The organism is Mycobacterium sp. ACS1612, assembly GCF_001667505.1.
Classification (GTDB): Bacteria; Actinomycetota; Actinomycetes; order Mycobacteriales; family Mycobacteriaceae; genus Mycobacterium.
In genome coordinates this window covers 122,675-137,034 of the sequence record NZ_LZHZ01000032.1, presented here as the reverse complement: position 1 = coordinate 137,034, position 14,360 = coordinate 122,675, and the positions used below count along the sequence as shown (strand labels likewise).

Annotated in this window: 15 protein-coding genes and 1 pseudogene; 4 read left to right on the top strand and 12 right to left on the bottom strand. The window is 67.2% G+C overall.

Features of this window, described 5'->3' with window-relative positions; translation table 11 throughout:
- Positions 1-9: 9 nt before the first annotated feature.
- From A5724_RS13920 to rplS, 3 genes and pseudogenes are all read right to left on the bottom strand, one after another.
- Positions 10-754 (bottom strand): annotated as a pseudogene (locus tag A5724_RS13920) (ribonuclease HII).
- A 21-nt stretch (positions 755-775) separates the two neighbouring features.
- Complete coding sequence (gene lepB / locus A5724_RS13915; RefSeq protein ID WP_197518650.1) at positions 776-1,597, bottom strand: signal peptidase I; 822 nt, start codon at positions 1,595-1,597, stop codon at positions 776-778.
- Between the two features lie 74 nt (positions 1,598-1,671).
- Positions 1,672-2,013: a 50S ribosomal protein L19 gene (rplS, locus tag A5724_RS13910; protein ID WP_067802489.1), complete on the bottom strand. Its 342-nt coding sequence runs from the start codon at positions 2,011-2,013 to the stop codon at positions 1,672-1,674.
- Between the two features lie 292 nt (positions 2,014-2,305).
- On the opposite strand from rplS, the gene A5724_RS13905 reads away from it, so the two are divergent.
- Complete coding sequence (locus A5724_RS13905; RefSeq protein ID WP_067802389.1) at positions 2,306-3,250, top strand: hypothetical protein; 945 nt, start codon at positions 2,306-2,308, stop codon at positions 3,248-3,250.
- On the opposite strand, the gene trmD is transcribed toward A5724_RS13905, so the two are convergent.
- The 4 genes from trmD to rpsP are packed head-to-tail and all read right to left on the bottom strand — an operon-like array spanning position 3,247 to position 5,195.
- The gene (gene trmD / locus A5724_RS13900) at positions 3,247-3,924 is read right to left on the bottom strand and encodes a tRNA (guanosine(37)-N1)-methyltransferase TrmD (protein WP_067802386.1); all 678 of its coding nucleotides are present in this window, start codon (positions 3,922-3,924) and stop codon (positions 3,247-3,249) included. The genes A5724_RS13905 and trmD overlap by 4 nt on opposite strands.
- A gap of 5 nt (positions 3,925-3,929) precedes the next feature.
- Complete coding sequence (rimM, locus tag A5724_RS13895) at positions 3,930-4,448, bottom strand: ribosome maturation factor RimM (protein ID WP_067802383.1); 519 nt, start codon at positions 4,446-4,448, stop codon at positions 3,930-3,932.
- A 7-nt stretch (positions 4,449-4,455) separates the two neighbouring features.
- The gene (locus tag A5724_RS13890; protein WP_003881089.1) at positions 4,456-4,698 is read right to left on the bottom strand and encodes an RNA-binding protein; all 243 of its coding nucleotides are present in this window, start codon (positions 4,696-4,698) and stop codon (positions 4,456-4,458) included.
- A gap of 8 nt (positions 4,699-4,706) precedes the next feature.
- A complete protein-coding gene (rpsP, locus tag A5724_RS13885) occupies positions 4,707-5,195 on the bottom strand; it encodes a 30S ribosomal protein S16 (RefSeq protein ID WP_067802378.1) in 489 nt (162 codons plus the stop codon).
- A 240-nt stretch (positions 5,196-5,435) separates the two neighbouring features.
- On the opposite strand from rpsP, the gene A5724_RS13880 reads away from it, so the two are divergent.
- Complete coding sequence (locus A5724_RS13880; protein WP_067802374.1) at positions 5,436-5,915, top strand: nuclear transport factor 2 family protein; 480 nt, start codon at positions 5,436-5,438, stop codon at positions 5,913-5,915.
- 72 nt (positions 5,916-5,987) lie between these two features.
- On the opposite strand, the gene A5724_RS13875 is transcribed toward A5724_RS13880, so the two are convergent.
- Positions 5,988-6,410, bottom strand: a complete 423-nt coding sequence (locus tag A5724_RS13875) for a nuclear transport factor 2 family protein (protein WP_067802371.1) — start codon at positions 6,408-6,410, stop codon at positions 5,988-5,990.
- 58 nt (positions 6,411-6,468) lie between these two features.
- On the opposite strand from A5724_RS13875, the gene A5724_RS13870 reads away from it, so the two are divergent.
- Positions 6,469-7,347, top strand: coding sequence for a D-alanyl-D-alanine carboxypeptidase family protein (locus tag A5724_RS13870; RefSeq protein WP_067802367.1), 879 nt, complete (start codon positions 6,469-6,471; stop codon positions 7,345-7,347).
- Between the two features lie 62 nt (positions 7,348-7,409).
- Positions 7,410-8,246 carry a D-alanyl-D-alanine carboxypeptidase family protein gene (locus A5724_RS13865; protein ID WP_067802363.1) on the top strand — a complete coding sequence of 279 codons (837 nt, stop codon included), beginning with the start codon at positions 7,410-7,412 and terminating at the stop codon, positions 8,244-8,246.
- A gap of 9 nt (positions 8,247-8,255) precedes the next feature.
- Here A5724_RS13865 and A5724_RS13860 read toward each other — a convergent pair whose 3' ends face one another.
- The 4 genes from A5724_RS13860 to A5724_RS13845 all read right to left on the bottom strand — a co-directional run bounded on the left by A5724_RS13860 (position 8,256) and on the right by A5724_RS13845 (position 14,313).
- A complete protein-coding gene (locus A5724_RS13860) occupies positions 8,256-9,386 on the bottom strand; it encodes an amidohydrolase family protein (RefSeq protein WP_197518649.1) in 1,131 nt (376 codons plus the stop codon).
- A complete protein-coding gene (locus tag A5724_RS13855) occupies positions 9,325-10,107 on the bottom strand; it encodes an enoyl-CoA hydratase (RefSeq protein WP_067802357.1) in 783 nt (260 codons plus the stop codon). The genes A5724_RS13860 and A5724_RS13855 overlap by 62 nt, the downstream gene beginning before the upstream one ends.
- Positions 10,108-10,127: 20 nt before the next feature.
- Positions 10,128-11,699: a signal recognition particle protein gene (ffh, locus tag A5724_RS13850; protein WP_067802354.1), complete on the bottom strand. Its 1,572-nt coding sequence runs from the start codon at positions 11,697-11,699 to the stop codon at positions 10,128-10,130.
- 112 nt (positions 11,700-11,811) lie between these two features.
- Complete coding sequence (locus tag A5724_RS13845; RefSeq protein ID WP_067802351.1) at positions 11,812-14,313, bottom strand: [protein-PII] uridylyltransferase; 2,502 nt, start codon at positions 14,311-14,313, stop codon at positions 11,812-11,814.
- Positions 14,314-14,360: the final 47 nt, after the last annotated feature.

The window sequence follows — 14,360 nt, the reverse complement described above, 5'->3', positions numbered from 1 at the left end:
AGCTGTCCTTCATATCGATCGAGTCCATTCTCCCCTACCCCAGTTGGCTCTGCTGCTCGGGTTCCCAGTCGAGCGCATCATCCGGTACGAGCTCGCCTTCGACCGCCACCAGCCGGCGCACGTTGATGAACGAGTACCGGTGTTCGCGGCACGGTCCGAGTTCGGCCAGAGCGGCACTGTGGGCCGGGGTGCTGTAGCCCTTGTGGTCGGCGAATCCGTAGCCGGGGTGCTCGGATTCCATCTTCACCATCAGCCGGTCCCTGCTCACCTTCGCCAGCACGCTGGCCGCCGCGATGCACGCCGCGGCCGTGTCACCGCCGACCACCGGCAGCGACGGCATCGGCAGACCGGGTACCCGGAACCCGTCGGAAAGCACGTAGCCCGGCCGCACCGGCAGGCCCGCCACGGCCCTGCGCATGCCCTCGATGTTGGCGACGTGCACCCCGCGCCGGTCGACCTCGGCCGACGGGATGAACACCACGTGGTACGCCAGCGCGTAGCGGCGAATCAGCGGGAAAAGCCGCTCGCGTTCCTTCTCGTTGAGCTTCTTGGAGTCGTCGAGCGCCGAAAGGCTCTCCAACCGGTTGGGTCCCAGCACACACGCCGCGACCACCAGCGGGCCCGCGCATGCACCGCGGCCCACCTCGTCGACACCCGCCACCGGGCCGAGCCCGCCGCGGTACAGCGCGGACTCCAGAGTGCGCAGGCCCGAGGACTTCCGGATCACAGTTCGCGGAGGCCATGTAGCCGGCAAGAGCAGGTTCCCCCTAGTGAGCTACTGAGTCTGCGGGTTCACCGCATGGACTCCACCCCACCGCGACGGTGGCCAGGCGATGAACCGTGCCTTTCCAATGACATTGTCCACCGGCACGGTGCCCGGTATCGGGTCGCCCGTGCAGATGAGACCCTGTTGGGCGGCTTCGGGTGTATTGCCGCAATGCGCACGCGAATCGGCCGAGTGCGTGCGGTTGTCACCCATCACCCACAGCCTGCCCTCCGGCACGTGCACCGGGCCGAATTCGGGCCCCAGACACGGGTAGAGCTTGGGGTCGGCCATCATGGTCGTCGGATCGAGGTACGGCTCGTCGAGCCGCTTGCCGTCGACGGTCAGTCCGGTGTCGGCGCGACATTGCACGGTCTGCCCGCCCACCGCTATGACCCGTTTGACGAGATCGTTCTCGTCGGGGGGCACAAAGCCGACGAACGACAACGCGTTCTGCACCCAGCGCACCGCGGTGTTCTTGGAGCGGATCGACTTGTAGCCGATGTTCCAGTTCGGCGGGCCCTTGAACACGATCACGTCGCCGGGTTCCGGCGTGCTGAACCGGTAGGTGACCTTGTCGACCATGATCCGGTCGCCCGTGCAGCCGGCGCAGCCGTGCAGCGTCGGCTCCATCGACTCGGACGGAATCAGATACGGCCGCGCGACGAACGTCAGCATTACGTAGTAGAGGACCACCGCGATGGTGATCAGGATCGCCGCTTCACGCAGCGCGCCGCGCTTCTTGGGCTCTTCTGTTGTTTCGTCGGTGACCGATTGGGCGGCCTCGGGCGAAGGATCAGAAGTCGAGTCCTGAGGGTCCGTAGCGTCGGTCACCGCATCAGGGTAGCCAGCGCGGGGCTCACCGCCGCGCTCGTCGCTTTCCAAGGATCAGACTCCGATGCGCGAAGTCAGCGCTTCTCCTTGATCTTGGCCTTCTTGCCCCGCAGCTCGCGCAGGTAGTACAGCTTGGCGCGGCGCACGTCACCACGGGTGACGACGTCGATGTGGTCGATGTTGGGCGAATGCACGGGGAAGGTGCGCTCGACGCCGACGCCGTAGCTTTCCTTGCGCACGGTGAAGGTCTCGCGGACGCCGCCGCCCTGGCGGCGAAGAACGACACCCTTGAACACCTGGATGCGTTCCTTGGAGCCCTCGATGACCTTGACGTGCACGTTCACGGTGTCGCCGGGGCCGAAAACCGGAATGTCGTCGCGCAGCGACGTCTGATCGACGAAGTCCAGCGTGTTCATCGGTGACACTTCCTTGCTGTTGGCGGCTGCGGACAGTGGGTCACGAGGTGACGCGTCGCCGAGCCGGTCTGTCGGGCCTATCTGGGGCGTCTCGCAGCGGGCGAACTGGGCCTGCGCGGACAACTGCTCAATTGTGCCAGATCGGCGTCGATCCCTGAAATCGTCGCTGACGACGCCCGAAACGCCAAGGCGAACTAACCATACGTCGTGCGCAGTCAGCCGCTAGGCTTAAGCCACCGCCAGGCGGTGAGCAAACCTGACTTTTCGGGTGACAAATTCGGCAAGGAGGACCATGCGAGGGCGGCCGCCGAGACTGGTCACGGCGACCGCAGCTGTCGTCGTTGCGGTCCCCTTGATTGCCGGTTGCGAAGCGAAGGTGTACGGCGACACCGCCGAGTCCGCAATGCCCCAACTGACGGTCGTCGCGCCGATGGGCACCAGGGCGCCGCTGCCCGAGTCCCCGCCCGACGAACCCGCCGCGACGTTCACCGGCCTGGCCGACCGCATCCGGCAGGCCACCGCAGAAGCGTCGAAGGCCGGCGCCGACATCACGATCACCGTTCTGGACCGCAATACCGGTCAGATCCTGTCCAACGGCAACGGCGAAGCGATGCCGATCGCGTCGGTGGTCAAGCTGTTCATCGCCGACGACCTCCTGCTGCAGGAGGCACAGGGCCAGACTCAGCTATCCCCCGCCGACCGGCAGGCGTTCGACGCGATGCTGCGGTCTTCCGACGACAGCGCCGCCGAGGTCTTCTGGAATCGCAGCGGTGGCAGCGCGATCATTTCGCGGGTCACCGCGCGCTACGGATTGGCGTCGACCTCGACGCCGTACAACGGGCGGTGGTTCAACACCACGAGCACCACCGCCGACCTCGTCGAGTACTACGACAAGCTGCTGTCCGGTAAGGGCGGGTTGCCGCCGGAGCGGGCCAATCTCATCATGGCCAACCTGGCGGCCTCGACGCCCACCGCGCCGGACGGCACCCAGCCCGGCGGGATCTATCCGCAGCGGTTCGGGATCCCCGAGGGGCTGTTCGCTGAGCCGGTGGCTGTCAAGCAGGGCTGGTTCTGCTGTTGGAACGGCGCCAACTGGGTGCACTGGTCGACCGGTGTGGTCGGACCCGACCGTCGGTATGTGATGGCCATCGCCTCGATGCAGCCCGTCGACGACGTCACCGCGCGCAACACGATCACCCAGGCCGTCAAGACGATGTTCCCGGGCGGCCGAATCTAGTCCAGCAGATCGGGGCGACGCTCCCGCGTCCGCTGCAACCCCTGCTCGCGGCGCCACGCCGCGATCTTCGCGTGGTCACCCGACAGCAGCACCTCGGGCACGTCGAGGCCGCGCCAACTCGGCGGCCGGGTGTAGCTCGGCCCTTCCAGCAAGCCGTTGGAATGCGAATCCTGTTGGTGCGACGCTGGATTGCCGAGCACGTCAGGCAGCAGGCGCACCACAGCCTCGATCATCACCAACGTGGCCGATTCTCCGCCGGGCAGCACGTAGTCGCCGATCGACACCTCCTCGACCCGCATCCGGCGTGCCGCGTCGTCGATGACCCGCTGGTCGATGCCCTCGTATCGGCCGCATGCGAACACCAGGTGCTTCTCCGTGCTCCAGCGGTGCGCGTTGCCCTGTGTGAACAGTCGTCCCGCCGGGGTCGGAACGATCAACAGCGTTTCGTCCGAACAGATTTCGTCTAGCGCCTCGCCCCACACCGGCGCCTTCATCACCATGCCGGGGCCGCCGCCGTAGGGGGAGTCGTCAACGGACTTGTGCACGTCGTGGGTCCACCGGCGTAGGTCGTGTACCGCGACGTCGACGATGCCCGCGTCAATCGCCTTGCCGGGTAACGACTGTCGCAGCGGATCCAGGTAACCCGGGAAGATCGTGACGACGTCGATTCGCATGATGTTCAGCCCAGCTCCAGCAGGCCCTCGGGCGGGTCGATCACGATCGTCTGGTCAGCCAGCGACACCGACGTGACGATGGCGCTGACGAACGGCACCAGCACCTCGCCGTCGTCGTTTCGCACCGACAGCAATTCGCCCGCCGCGGTGTGCAATACCTCGGCCACCGAGCCGACGGCCGCGCCTGCGGTGGTCACCACGTGCAGCCCTTCGAGTTGATGGTCGTAGAACTCGTCGGGATCCTCGATCGGCGGAAGGTCGTCAGAGTCGACGAGAAAAACGGTGCCCCGCAAGGAATCCGCGGTATCGCGATCGGTCACCCCGTCCAGCCGCACCAGCAGCCGCCCGGCGTGGTCGCGCACCGATTCGATGAGGTACCGGCTTTCGCGACCACCGCGAGATGGCCTGCCTCGCAGCGTCGAACCGGGCGCGAAACGGGAATCGGGGTCGTCGGTGCGGATCTCGACGACCACTTCGCCGGTGACGCCGTGCGCTTTGACGACCCGCCCGACTACCAGGTCCATGCGACCCTTACTGGTCGGTGTCCACCACGTCGACGCGGATGCCCCGGCCGCCGATCCCGGCGACCAGCGTGCGCAGCGCGGTCGCGGTGCGACCACCGCGACCGATGACCTTGCCGAGGTCATCGGGATGCACATGCACCTCGACGGTGCGGCCGCGACGACTGGTCACCATGTCGACCCGGACATCATCGGGATTGTCGACGATCCCGCGGACCAGATGCTCGACGGCGTCAACGACGACAGAGCTCATGGCCGTGGTCAGCTTTCGGTGGCTTCGGAGGCAGCCTCAGCGGGCGCCTCTGCGTCAGCGGGCGCCTCTGCCTCGGCGGCCTCGACCTTGTCGGCGGCCTTCTTGGCCGGAGCCTTCTTCTTCTTGGGCGTGGTGGCCTCGGTCGACGGCCCGCCTTCGGCCTCGGCCAGCGCGGCATTGAACAGATCCAGCTTGGACGGCTTGGGTTCCTTGACCTTCAGCGTGCCCTCCGCGCCGGGCAGACCCTTGAACTTCTGCCAGTCGCCGGTGATCTTCAGCAGTTGCAACACCGGTTCGGTGGGCTGGGCGCCGACGCCGAGCCAGTACTGGGCCCGCTCCGAGTTGATCTCGATCAAGCTCGGCTCTTCCTTCGGGTGGTAGCGGCCGATGATCTCGATGGCGCGACCGTCGCGGCGGGTGCGCGCGTCGGCGACGGCGATGCGGTACTGGGGATTGCGGATCTTGCCAAGCCGGGTGAGCTTGATCTTGACAGCCATGATGAAACGATCTCCTGGGGTTGCCACGCTGCAATTCGGCGATCGCGGGCGGGATGCCCGGATCCGGTTTTGCCTTACGTGTGTGACCGCCATGCAAGCACCCAGCGAGAAGCCGAAGGCGGATCGCTCAGGGCGGGTCGCATGGCAGACAGCCGCTCATTGTGCCAGAACAGCCGGTCCCGGCGGAAATCGCGGCCCACCCACCTTTACAACATCTGCCTCCGGTGTCACGCTTCGGCGATGGACGACGCCACCGCCCTGATGGAGATCGAGGCGATCAAGCAGTTGAAGGCACGGTACTGCCGCTACCTCGACACCAAGGACTGGACGGCGTGGCGTGGGCTGTTCACCGACGACTTCCTCAGCGACACCTCACAGGCGGGCGGCGAGGTGATCCGCGGCGCCGACGACTTCGTCGCGTTCACCCGTAAGGGCGTCGGCAACCGGGCCACGGCCCACCAGGTGCATGCACCCGAAATCGAACTGACGTCGGCGACCACGGCGCGGGGCATCTGGGCGCTCGAAGACGTGGTCCGGTTGGCGCCGGGGTTCAACCTGCGCGGCTATGGCCACTATCAGGAGACCTACGAGAAGCGCGACGGGCAGTGGCGCATCACCAGTTCGACGCTGACCAGGCTGCGCGAAGACATCTTCAATGTGTTCATCTCCGTGTATCTGTCGAATCGGATCAAGCGGGCCGTGCACCGAGTGCTGAGCTGACGAACCTAGGGACACCGATCCGGCGGTTTCACGGCCGTGGTGTCGAAACCGGCCCTGGCACGCCACTAATGACTAGACCACCTTGTCGAAGCACTTCTCCTCGACACGCCGGCTCATCCGCCAGCCCTCGGACGTGCGGACGAAATCGTCGACATACCACAGCCCGCAGAACATCACCTGGTTGTTGTCACCTGCGAACACCATCGGGTTGAAGCAAAAGGTCCGCGACGACGCGGTGTCGCCGAAGATGCGCACGTCGAAGTTGCCGAGCATGTGGGCGTGCGAGGCGAAGATCTTCGGCAGCGTGTCCGCCAGCCACGCCTTCACCTCGGGGAAATGACCGTCGATGCCGCCCATCGCCCGGTAGTCGATGTAGGCGTCCTGTGTGAACACCCTGTCGAGATCGTCGAAGCGTCGGCTGTCGATCGCCGTCGAATAATCGATCAGCAACTGCTGAATCTCGAACCGGTCCGAGATCTCCTCCAGGCTCAGCATGCGTCGATTGAACACGATATTGAACACGATGAAGCACCCCGGTTAGGCTCCAGACCCCATGGGGAGATTCGTCACGGCCGTCGCCGCCTGCCTCAGTTTGATCACGCTGTCGATCACGCCGGTGGCCGCGGCCGACGCCGGCATCCAACCGGTGGGCAGCGTGCCGATTCCCGACGGTCCCGCGCCCGCCTGGATCGTCGCCGACATGGACACCGGACAGGTGCTGGCAGGCCGCGACATGGACGTTGCGCACCCGCCCGCGAGCACGATCAAGACGCTGCTGGCGCTGACCGCGCTGGAGGAGTTGCCCAACCTCGACGCGACGGTCGTCGGCACCGCGGCCGACACCCAGGTCGAGTGCAATTGTGTGGGCATCAAGCCGGGCGGCACCTATACGGCGCGCCAACTGCTCGACGCGGTGCTGCTGGTGTCCGGTAACGACGCCGCCAACGCGCTGGCCGACATGATCGGCGGCTACGGCACCGCCGTCGCGAAGATGAACGCCAAGGCCGCGTCGCTGGGGGCGGTGAACACCCACGCCACGACACCGTCCGGGTTGGACGGGGCCGCCGGATCGGGCGCCACCACCCCGCGTGACCTTGCGATCATTTTCCGCGCCGCGATGGCCAACCCGACGTTCGCTCAGATCACTGCGCAGCCGACAGCGATGTTCCCCTCCGGCGCCGGCGACAAGCAGCTGGTCAACGAGGACGAACTGCTGCACCGCTACCCCGGCGCGATCGGTGGCAAAACCGGGTTCACCGATGCGGCCAAGAAGACGTTCGTCGCGGCCGCCGACCGCGGCGGTCGACGACTGGTGATCGCGATGATGTACGGGCTGATCAAAGAAGGCGGCCCGACATATTGGGATCAAGCGTCGTGGCTTCTGGACTGGGGCTTCACCCAAAGCCCAGGCGCAGACATCGGCACGCTCTGAGTTGCGCAATCGCAACGCATCCGAGACCTCACCGGCGAACGAGCTGAGTACGCTCGGCGGCCGTGCGAATCTTATTGGCCGCGTGGAGCATCGCGCTGTCCGCGGCCATACTGGTCGCCGCCCCGACATCCGCTGAGCCGGGTATCCAACCGGCAGGCGCGGTAGATCTCCCGCAGGGGCCCGCGCAGGCATGGCTGCTGGCCGATCTCGACAACGGTCGAATCCTGGCCTCCCGCAACCCATATCAGCCACACGCACCCGCCAGCACCATCAAGGCGTTGCTTGCGATGGTGGTGCTCGACCAACTCCCGCTCAACGCGGTGATCACGGCGACGCCCGCGAACACCGACGTGGAGTGTTCGTGCGTCGGGGTCAAGGCGGGCAGGCCGTACACCGTGCGGCAGTTGCTCGACGGCCTGCTGCTGGTGTCCGGCAACGACGCCGCCAACACGCTCGCCGAAGGCCTCGGCGGCTACCAGTCCGCCGTCGCGCGGATGAACGCCAAGGCCGCCGCGCTGGGTGCTCGCAACACGCACGCATCCTCGCCGTCGGGGCTCGACGGCCCGGGGATGGAGTCGATCACGACGTCGTACGACCTGGCCCTCATCTACCGCGCCGCCCTGCGCTATCCGGCCTTCGCCGCGATCGTGCGTCAACCGTCGTCGCTGTTTCCGACCGACGACGGGCCGAAGACCATCGACAACCAGAACCAGCTGCTCGAGCGCTACCCCGGCACCCTCGTCGGCAAGACCGGGTTCACCAATCTCGCGCAGCACACGTTCGTCGGGGCCGCCCAGCGCAACGGCCACCGCGTCGTCGTCGTGCAGATGTACGGCGACGGCGACATGTACGGCCAGGCCATCGGCCTACTGGATTGGGGCTTCAGCCAATACCGGTGAGACGTCTCGCTAGAAAACGCGGCCTCGCAGGATGACGCGGGCCGGGTTGTTGATCACGTCGGCACCGGAGCGCGGATCGTCGTCGTAACACACCAGATCGGCCGACGCGCCATGCTGAATTCCGGGACGGCCTAACCACTCTCGAGCCGTCCAGCAGGCGGCGCCCAGCGCCTCGGTCGGGCTCATCCCGATGCGCTTGAGCGCCTCGATCTCGTCGGCGATCCGGCCGTGCGCCACCGTGCTGCCTGCGTCGGTGCCCGCGAAGATCGGAATGCCTGCGTCAAGCGCGGCGCTGGTCCGCGGGTAGCAGCTGGCGTAGAGGTCGCGCATGTGCCGCGCGTAGGTCGGGTACTTCTGCGCCGCAGCGGCGATGCCGGGAAAGTTCTCGACGTTGATCAGCGTCGGGACCAGCGCGGTGCCGTGCTCGACCATCAACTCGATGGTGTCGTCGGTCAGTCCGGTGCCGTGCTCGATGCAGTCGATACCCGCGTTGATCAGGCTGGGCAGGGCGTCCTCGCTGAACACGTGGGCGGTCACCCTGGCGCCGTTGTCGTGAGCGGCGTCGATCGCCTGCTTGAGGACGTCGTCGGACCACAGCGGCGCCAGGTCGCCGGTGTCCCGGTCGATCCAGTCGCCCACCAGCTTGACCCAGCCGTCGCCCCAGCGGGCCTGCTCGGCGACCGCGTCGGGCAACTGCGATTCGTCATCCAACTCGAGGGCGAATCCACGCTGATAGCGCTTCGGCCTGGCCAGGTGCCTCCCGGCACGGATGATGCGGGGCAGGTCGTCGCGGTCGTCGAAGCTGCGGGTGTCCGTCGGCGACCCGGCGTCACGCAGCAGCAACGCGCCGACGTCACGTTCGGTCTCGGCATGCGTGACGGCCTCGTCCAGCGGCACCTCGCCGTCCTGGCCGAGCCCGACGTGGCAGTGCGCGTCGACCAGCCCTGGCACCACCCAGCCACCGTCGAAGATGGTCTCCGCGTCGCTGACCGGTTCGGCGCTCAATACGCCGTCGACGATCCACCACTCGACCGGCTCCCCGTCCGGGAGCCCGCGGCCGCGCACATGGAGCCGCACGCTAGCTGGCTGACCAGCTCGGCGGCCGCTTCTCGAGGAAAGCCTGCACGCCTTCCAGCGCACTCGGGTCCATCATGTTGCAGGCCATCGTCGCACCAGCGTCGGTGTAAGCGGACTCCATCGTTTCTTCCCTCTGGCGGTAGAACAGGCTCTTGCCAAGCGCGAGCGCGACGCGCGGCTTCGCGACGATTCGCCTGATCAGCGCGTCGACCGCGCCGTCGAGCGCGTCGGGTGTCACGACACGGTTCACGAGACCCTTCGCGCAGGCCTCCTCGGCAGTGATGAAATCGCCGGTGACGAGCATCTCGAAGGCGGCCTTCGTCGGCACGTTGCGTGACAACGCGACGCCCGGCGTCGAGCAGAACAACCCGACGTCGACGCCGTTGACGGCGAACTGGGCGTCGCTACTCGCGATCGCCAGGTCGCACATGGCGACGAGCTGGCAGCCCGCTGCGGTGGCAAGACCTTGCACCCGAGCGATCACCGGCACCGGCACGCGACGGATCGCGAGCATCACGGCCGAGCACTGCGCGAACAGTCGCTCGTAGTACTCGAGCGACGGCTCCGCGCGCATTTCCTTCAGGTCGTGGCCGGCACTGAAAGCCCGTCCTGCCGCGCCGAGCACCACGGCTCGTACCGACTCGTCGTCGGCGAGCCCGTCGAAAGCCTCACCGAGCGCCGCGAGCATCGCCTCCGACAGTGCGTTGAGAGCCTTCGGCCGGTTGAGCGTCAACGTGACGACGCCGCGCTCGTCGCGGTGCTGCAGCAACAATGCGTCGTCCATCGCGATGACCTCGCCCGCAATCAGTTCTTCGGGAACTTCAACTTCGACAGGTCGATGTCGGCAAGACCCGGCGGCAGCTCGTCGAGACCCTTGGGCATGTTCGACAGGTCGGGGAACCCGGCAGGCATGCCTGCGGCGCCCAACGGATTGCGCGCCTTCGGCGGCGTCGGACCACCCACCTTTTTACGGCCCTTTTGCCCCTTCTTCTTGTTCTTCGCCGCCTTCCGCGAAGAACCCTTGCGGCCGAACGGCATTCCCATCTGACCGGCCATCTGCGACATCATCTTGCGCGCTTCGAAGAACCGGTCGACGAGCTGGTTGACCTCCGACACCGTGACGCCGGATCCGTTGGCGATGCGCAGCCGACGGGAGGCGTTGATGATCTTCGGGTCGGCACGTTCGGCGGGCGTCATACCGCGGATGATCGCCTGCACGCGGTCGAGTTGGCTGTCGTCGACCGCGGCCAGCGCCTCCTTCATCTGGCCCGCGCCGGGCAGCATGCCGAGCAGGTTGCCGATCGGGCCCATCTTGCGGATCGCGAGCATCTGCTCGAGGAAGTCTTCGAGGGTCAGCTCGCCCGAGCCGATCTTGGCCGCCGCCTCCTCGGCCTTCTGCGCGTCGAAATGCTGTTCGGCCTGCTCGATCAGGGTGAGCACGTCGCCCATGCCCAGGATGCGGCTGGCCATCCGATCGGGGTGAAAGACGTCGAAGTCCTCGAGCTTCTCGCCTGCGGACGCGAACAGGATCGGCACCCCGGTGATCTCGCGCACCGACAGCGCGGCGCCACCGCGGGCGTCGCCGTCGAGCTTGGTCAGCACCACGCCGGTGAAGCCGACGCCCCCGCGGAACGCCTCTGCCGTGGTGACGGCGTCCTGGCCGATCATGGCGTCGAGCACGAAGATCACTTCGTCGGGGTCAACGGCGTCGCGGATGGCGGCGGCCTGGCTCATCAGCTCGTCATCGATGCCCAACCGGCCCGCGGTGTCGATGATGACGACGTCGAAGAGCTTGGCCTTCGCCTCGGCAAGGCCCGCGGCAGCCACCGCCACCGGATCGCCGTGACCGGCGTCCGCTTCATTGTCCCGGCCCTCCGGGCCAACCCCGGGATGCGGTGCGAACACCTGCACACCGGCGCGCTCACCGACGATCTGCAGCTGGTTGACCGCGCCGGGCCGCTGCAGGTCGCACGCCACGAGCAGCGGCGTATTGCCTTGATCCTTAAGCCATTTCGCCAGCTTGCCGGCCAATGTGGTCTTACCGGAACCTTGCAGACCGGCGAGCATGATCACCGTCGGCGGCGTCTTCGCGAAAGCCAACTGGCGGGTCTCGCCGCCGAGGATGCCGATCAGCTCGTCGTTGACGATCTTGACGACCTGCTGGGCCGGGTTCAGCGCACCGGAGACCTCAGCGCCCTTGGCGCGGTCTTTGATGCGGGCCACGAACGCGCGCACCACAGGCAGCGAGACGTCGGCCTCGAGCAGCGCCAGCCGGATCTCTCTGGTGGTCGCGTCGATGTCGGCGTCGGTCAGCCTGCCCTTGCCACGCAGCCCCTGCAGGGCGCCGGTCAACCGGTCGGACAGCGATTCAAACACGCTGTCAAGCCTAACGAATGGTCGGTTCTGGGTTCGTCCCCTGCCCTACGGGCGTGGGCCCACCGCTCGGGCGCCGTTCGGACGCCTGCGATGCTCACTCGCCCGCCACCTCCTAACTGGCTTCGGATACCGGCTTCGCGGGCGCCGGTGCCGGCAGCACGGCATAGAGGTCGCGCTGCAGTTCCTCCCGCATCGAGCCCGCGACGGTGATCGCGAACACGTCGACCACCGACGAGCCAAGCGTGGTGACCTTCGCCCAGGCGATGTCGACCCCGTCGCGTTCGAAGATCGCGGTCAACCTCGCCAGCAGCCCCGCCCGGTCGGTGGCACGGATCTGCACAACCGACTCCCCCTCCCGCGGGCCGTCGGACCACAGGATCTTCGGCGGCGCGGTCGCGTGGTTGATCGGCACCGCGTCGGGCACCTGTCCCGCCCGGGTGGTGCCGTGCTGCACCGCGTCCCTGTCCCGTTTGTCCAACGACGCCAGCACGTCGAGTTCACCCTCGAGCGCCAGGATGAACTGCTGACGCAACAGTTCGGCGGCGGGCGGCGAACCGAAATGCGGTGACACCACGAACGTGTTGATCGCCGAACCCTCGTGCCCGTTCACCGACGCGGAGTGCACGCGAAGCGAATTGAGCGCCAGCACACCCGCGGCCTTCGACAGCAGACCCCGGACATCCGGCGCGATCATCGTCAGGTTGTAGATGTGCGGGCTGTCGCCGGGCGTCATCTCGACGTGCACACCGCCGTCAGCAGCCAGCGAAATGAACCGCGGGTCAATGGGATCCGGTGTTGGCAGCGGTTCGCCCGCCATCACCATCCGGCAGCGCCGGACCAGGTCCCCGACCAACGACGCCTTCCAGTCGCCCCACACGCCGGGTCCGGTGGCGAGCGAATCCGCCTCGGCCAGTACGTGCAACAGTTCCAGCAGCACCGGGTCGTCGTCGAGCGCCTCCACCACGGCCTCGATGGTCTTCGGATCCTGCAGGTCTCGCCGCGTCGCGGTGTGCGGAAGCAACAGGTGGTGGCGCACCACCTTCGACAGCAGTTCGACATCCGACGGCCACAGCCCCAGTCTGGTGCCGATCTGCGTGGCCAGTTCGGCGCCGATGATGCTGTGGTCCCCGCCGCGGCCCTTACCGATGTCGTGGCACAGCGCGCCGAGCACCAACATATCCGGCCGCGACACCCGGGTAGTGAAAGCGCTTGCCCGAGACACTGTTTCGACCAGATGCCGGTCGACGGTCCAGATGTGCACCACGTCGCGAGGCGGCAGATCACGCACAGCGCCCCACTCCGGGAACAGCCTGCCCCACAACCCGGTTCGGTCCAGCGCCTCGATGGTGGCCACCGCGCTCGGGCCCGCGGCCAGCATCACCAGCAGATCCTTGAGCGCCTGCCTCGGCCACGGCGTGCGCAACTCCGGGGCGGTCTCGGTGAGCCGCGCCAGGGTCGACGCCGCGATCGGCAGCCCGGTCGTCGCCGATGCGGCGGCGACCCGGAGGATCAGGCCGGGATCGCGTTCCGGGCGCGCGTCGCGAGCCAGGATGACCTCGCCCGCATACTCGATCACCCCCTCGTCGAGGGGGCGGCGCACCGGACGCTTGAACGCCGCCAACCCGCGGCGCGGCAACGCATTCGCGGCGGTGCGCAATCCCGCGTCGACGTAGTAGCTGACAGTGCGCGCTGCGTCAGACAGTGTGCGTGCCAAGTCGAATCGATCCCCGATGTGCAGCGCGGCGCCGATCTCGTCGGCGTGCTGGGCCAGCAGCAGTTCGCGACCGCGACCGGACACCCGGTGCAGTTCGGTGCGCACGTTGAGCAGCGCGAGATGCGCCTCGCCCAGCGTGCCCGTCGGTGAGGCCAGCGAGCGACTGGGATACACGTCGGCGAGTTGCGCGATCGCCAGCGCATTGAGCAGTTGCACGTCGCGCAGGCCGCCGCGGCCACACTTGAGGTCGGGCTCGGCGCGGTGGGCGATCTGCCCGCTGCGTTCCCATCGTTGCTCGGTGTGTGCGACGAGTTCGTCGAAACGCGAGGCGATTCCAATGCGCCACTGCCGACGGGCCCCGCTGATCAACAGCGACGACAGGTCGGAGTCGCCCGCGATGTGGCGGGCCTCCAGCATCGCAAGGCCCGCCGAGATGTCCTCCCCGGCGACCTTCAGCGCCTCCGGGACGGTGCGCACACTGTGGTCGATGCGAATGTTGGCGTCCCAGAACGGATACCACAACAGCTCGGCGACCTGGCTGACGGTTTCGCGCGGCATGTTGTCGTGCAGCAGCATCAGGTCGAGGTCGGAGAACGGCAACAGTTCGCCGCGGCCGAGACCACCCGTCGCGACGATCGCGAACCCGCTCGTCGCGGTGATCCCGATCTCGGTGGCCTTGGTGGTCAGCCAGAAATCGTGCAGGTCCAGCAGGGCGTCACGGAGTGCGGCCGAATCGAGTTGCCGCGCTTTACCGGAGAGCAGTTTCTCGCAGGCGGCCACCAGATCGGTCGCCGGACGAGACGAGGCCGCCGCCGGTGCTACCCATCTGGGCGCACCGGCGGCGTTGATCTGCTCCTCGCGCAAGCGCTCGTCAGCAGAATCTGGTGTCTGACTTGCCATTTAGAGTCCTCTCCCGGCCTTCCCATCAACGCTCACGGTGTAGTTCC